General features: G+C 52.9%; 4 protein-coding genes. 3 read left to right on the top strand and 1 reads right to left on the bottom strand.

Going from position 1 to position 4,946, the window contains the following annotated elements:
* Nucleotides 1-190: 190 nt before the first annotated feature.
* Nucleotides 191-1,858 carry an energy-dependent translational throttle protein EttA gene (gene ettA, locus CRI63_RS06645; protein WP_064530385.1) on the bottom strand — a complete coding sequence of 556 codons (1,668 nt, stop codon included), beginning with the start codon at nt 1,856-1,858 and terminating at the stop codon, nt 191-193.
* Nucleotides 1,859-2,193: 335 nt separating this feature from the next.
* Here ettA and sltY point away from each other — a divergent pair, with 335 nt between their 5' ends.
* From sltY to CRI63_RS06630, 3 genes are all read left to right on the top strand, one after another.
* Entirely contained in the window at nt 2,194-4,131 is a 1,938-nt protein-coding gene (sltY, locus tag CRI63_RS06640) for a murein transglycosylase (RefSeq protein ID WP_135518903.1), read from the top strand.
* Between the two features lie 89 nt (nt 4,132-4,220).
* Nucleotides 4,221-4,547 carry a trp operon repressor gene (trpR, locus tag CRI63_RS06635; RefSeq protein ID WP_064530383.1) on the top strand — a complete coding sequence of 109 codons (327 nt, stop codon included), beginning with the start codon at nt 4,221-4,223 and terminating at the stop codon, nt 4,545-4,547.
* Between the two features lie 77 nt (nt 4,548-4,624).
* Nucleotides 4,625-4,946: helix-turn-helix domain-containing protein (locus CRI63_RS06630; RefSeq protein ID WP_135518900.1), on the top strand; the 322-nt coding region annotated here is incomplete at its 3' end.

Below are 4,946 nucleotides of genomic sequence, written 5' to 3'. Positions count from 1 at the left end.
GTCTTATCATGCCTACAAAACACACTCATTCCGTAGGCGGATAAGGCGTTCACGCCGCATCCGGCATTCGGTGCTCAATGCCTGATGCGACGGTGGCGCGTCTTATCAGGCCTGGAGTTTCACAACATATTGAAATTTCTGGTTTTGTAGACCGGATAAGGCGTTCACGCCGCATCCGGCATTTTACGCATTACTTCGCAATACGCTTGTACTTGATACGCTTCGGCTCCAGCGCGTCTGCGCCCAGCGTGCGTTTTTTGTACTCTTCGTACTCGGTAAAGTTACCTTCGAAGAACTCAACTTTACCTTCATCCTGGTAGTCCAGGATGTGCGTGGCGATACGGTCGAGGAACCAACGGTCGTGCGAGATAACCATCGCACAGCCCGGAAACTCCAGCAGGGCGTTTTCCAGCGCGCGCAGGGTTTCGATATCCAGGTCGTTGGTTGGTTCGTCGAGCAGCAGCATGTTGCCGCCAACCTGCAGCAGCTTCGCCAGATGCAGACGACCGCGCTCACCACCGGAGAGTTCACCAACGCGTTTACCCTGATCAACCCCTTTAAAGTTAAAGCGGCCAACGTAGGCGCGGCTTGGCATCTCGGTGTTGCCGATCTTCATGATATCCAGCCCGCCGGAAACTTCTTCCCAAACGGTTTTGCTGTTATCCATTGAGTCACGGAACTGATCAACCGATGCCAGTTTCACCGTTTCACCCAAAGTGATGGTGCCGCTGTCCGGCTGTTCCTGACCGGAGATCATACGGAACAGGGTCGATTTACCCGCGCCGTTCGGACCGATGATCCCGACGATCGCCCCTTTCGGGATCGAGAAACTCAGGGAGTCAATCAGCAGACGATCGCCATAGGATTTACGCAGGTTGCTGACTTCCAGCACTTTATCGCCCAGACGCGGTCCAGGTGGAATAAACAGTTCGTTGGTTTCGTTACGTTTCTGGTATTCGGTATTGTTCAGCTCTTCAAAGCGTGCCAGACGTGCTTTACCTTTCGACTGACGGCCTTTAGTACCCTGACGTACCCACTCCAGCTCTTTCTCGATCGACTTACGACGCGCCGCTTCTTGAGAAGCTTCCTGCGCCAGACGCTGATCTTTCTGCTCCAGCCAGGAGGAGTAGTTGCCTTCCCACGGAATACCTTCACCGCGGTCAAGTTCGAGGATCCAGCCTGCAACGTTATCGAGGAAGTAACGGTCGTGGGTAATCGCCACCACGGTGCCCTCGAAGTCGTGCAGGAAGCGTTCCAGCCAGGCCACGGATTCGGCATCCAGGTGGTTGGTCGGTTCGTCGAGCAGCAGCATGTCTGGTTTTTCCAGCAGCAGACGGCACAACGCCACGCGACGACGCTCACCACCAGAGAGGTTAGCGATTTTCGCGTCCCAGTCCGGCAGACGCAGCGCATCCGCTGCACGCTCCAGCTGTACGTTCAGGTTATGACCGTCGTGAGCCTGAATGATCTCTTCCAGACGGCCCTGTTCAGCGGCCAGTTTGTCAAAATCGGCATCCGGATCGGCATACAACGCGTACACTTCATCCAGACGTTTCAGGGCGTTAACCACTTCAGAAACCGCTTCTTCAATGGACTCACGCACGGTGTGTTCCGGGTTCAGCTGCGGTTCCTGCGGCAGATAACCAATCTTGATGTCTGGCTGCGGACGCGCTTCACCTTCGATGTCTTTATCAATGCCCGCCATAATGCGCAGCAGGGTGGACTTACCCGCGCCGTTCAGACCCAGGACACCAATTTTTGCCCCAGGGAAGAAACTCAGAGAGATGTTTTTCAAAATATGACGTTTCGGCGGAACAACTTTGCCGACACGATGCATGGTATAAACGAATTGAGCCACGTTGGACTTCGCCTCTATGTTTATCGTGATGATGAGTTTTCAAAGGCGAAGTGTAGCCTGTTTCCTTATCTAATCCCAGCCGGTCGATCACCCTCGCAGTATACTCGTCATACTTCAAGTTGCATGTGCTGCGCTTACGCTCGCTCACCCCAGTCACTTACTTCTGTAAGCTCCTGGGGACTCACTCACTTATCGCCTTCCTGCAACTCGAATTATTTAGAGTATAAAAGTAAAAAAGTGTCCGTAACGTGGCGTAAACGGCAATGACTGGTTAGCATAAATCTATTACGCGGCATGATGCTGCATTGATGTATTTACACTTAGAGGGTGCGCTTGTGGAAAAAGCCAAACAAGTTACCTGGCGGCTGTTGGCTGCCGGTGTCTGTCTGCTGACGGTCAGCAGCGTGGCGCGAGCCGACTCACTGGATGAGCAGCGTAGCCGTTACGCGCAAATCAAGCAGGCCTGGGATAATCGACAAATGGATGTGGTCGAACAAATGATGCCATCCCTGAAGGATTACCCGTTATACCCCTACCTGGAATATCGCCAGATCACCGATGACCTGATGAATCAACCGGCGGTGACGGTTACTAACTTTGTTCGCGCTAACCCCACGCTTCCTCCTGCTCGCACGCTGCAATCGCGTTTCGTCAATGAACTGGCGCGACGCGAAGACTGGCGTGGCTTGTTAGCCTTTAGCCCGGAAAAGCCAGGCACAACCGAAGCCCAGTGTAATTACTACTATGCAAAATGGAACACCGGGCAGAGTGAAGAAGCCTGGCAGGGGGCGAAAGAGCTGTGGCTAACCGGAAAGAGCCAGCCTAACGCTTGTGACAAGTTATTTAGCGTCTGGCGAGCGTCCGGCAAACAAGAACCCCTGGCTTATTTAGAGCGTATCCGCCTTGCGATGAAAGCAGGCAATACCGGGCTGGTGACGGTGCTGGCAGGGCAAATGCCTGCCGATTACCAGACTATTGCTTCGGCAATTATTTCTCTGGCGAATGATCCTAATACTGTGCTGACCTTCGCGCGTTCCACCGGCGCGACCGATTTTACCCGTCAGATGGCAGCGGTGGCATTTGCCAGCGTGGCACGTCAGGATGCTGAAAATGCACGGCTGATGATCCCTTCACTTGCCCAGGCGCAGCAGCTTAATGAAGATCAGATTCAGGAGCTGCGTGATATCGTCGCCTGGCGTCTGATGGGCAACGATGTTACCGACGAACAGGCGAAATGGCGTGATGACGCGATTATGCGTTCGCAATCAACGTCGTTAATTGAACGCCGCGTGCGGATGGCGCTTGGCACTGGCGATCGCCGTGGTCTGAATACCTGGCTGGCGCGTCTGCCAATAGAGGCGAAAGATAAAGATGAATGGCGCTACTGGCAGGCGGATATACTGCTGGAACGCGGGCGTGAAGCTGAAGCAAAAGAGATTTTGCATCAACTCATGCAACAGCGTGGATTTTACCCGATGGTCGCTGCGCAACGTATTGGCGAAGAGTATCAACTAAAGATTGATAAAGCGCCGCAGAACGTTGACAGCGCCCTGACCCAGGGGCCGGAGATGGCGCGCGTGCGCGAGTTGATGTACTGGAATATGGATAACACCGCACGTAGCGAGTGGGCCAATCTGGTGAAGAGCAAGTCAAAAACAGAGCAGGCGCAATTGGCACGCTATGCCTTTAATAATCACTGGTGGGATCTTAGCGTTCAGGCGACGATCGCCGGGAAATTGTGGGATCATCTGGAAGAACGATTCCCGCTGGCTTACAACGATCTTTTCAAACGTTACACCAGTGGGAAGGAGATCCCGCAAAGCTATGCGATGGCGATTGCCCGTCAGGAGAGCGCCTGGAATCCGAAAGTGAAATCACCGGTAGGAGCCAGCGGTCTGATGCAGATTATGCCCGGTACGGCGACTCAGACGGTGAAGATGTTCTCTATTCCTGGTTATAGCAGCCCTGGGCAATTGCTGGATCCGGAAACGAACATCAACATTGGTACCAGTTATCTGCAATATGTTTATCAGCAATTTGGCAATAACCGCATTTTCTCCTCGGCAGCTTATAACGCCGGTCCAGGGCGGGTGCGCACGTGGCTTGGTAACAGCGCCGGGCGTATCGACGCGGTGGCGTTTGTCGAGAGTATTCCGTTTTCCGAGACGCGCGGTTATGTGAAAAATGTGCTGGCTTATGACGCGTACTATCGCTATTTCATGGGCGATAAGCCCACGCTTTTGAGCGCTACGGAATGGGGACGTCGTTACTGATTTGAACCTTTATGATATGCTATCGTACTCTTTAGCGAGTACAACCGGGGGAGGCATTTTGCTTCCCCCGCTAACAATGGCGACACACTATGGCCCAGCAATCACCCTATTCAGCAGCGATGGCAGAACAGCGTCACCAGGAGTGGTTACGTTTTGTCGACCTGCTTAAGAATGCCTACGAAAACGATCTCCATTTACCGTTGTTAAATCTGATGCTGACGCCAGATGAGCGCGAAGCATTGGGGACTCGCGTGCGTATTGTCGAAGAGTTGCTGCGTGGTGAAATGAGCCAGCGCGAGTTAAAAAATGAACTCGGCGCGGGCATCGCGACCATTACGCGTGGATCTAACAGTCTGAAAGCCGCCCCCGTTGAGCTGCGCCAGTGGCTGGAAGACGTGTTGCTGAAAAGCGATTGATTTTGTAGGCCTGATAAGACGCGTCATGAACTGCACCCCAAATGTTGGACACAATCTGACATCTGAAGGTGCAGTTTATGAAACATTCATTTGAAGTAAAACTTGCCGCTGTAAATCATTACCTGGCTGGTCATGCAGGCATCATTTCTACGGCAAAGCTATTTCAGCTTTCTCACACCAGCCTCTCACACTGGATTAATCTTTTTCTTCTTCACGGTCCTCTGGCACTGGATTGCAGGCACAAGCGTAGCTATTCTCCTGAAGATAAACTTCGCGTAGTTCTTTATGCTCTCGGGCATTCTGAGTCTCTACCCCGGGTGGCTGCCCGGTTTAACATTCCCAGCCACAACATGGTTAAAAACTGGATAAAAGGCTACCGCAAATCTGGTGATGAGGCCT

The organism is Escherichia sp. E2661 (genome assembly GCF_004745185.1).
Classification (GTDB): Bacteria; Pseudomonadota; Gammaproteobacteria; order Enterobacterales; family Enterobacteriaceae; genus Escherichia.
The sequence above is the reverse complement of the archived record's forward strand: the minus strand, read 5'-3'. Positions and strand labels throughout refer to the sequence as shown.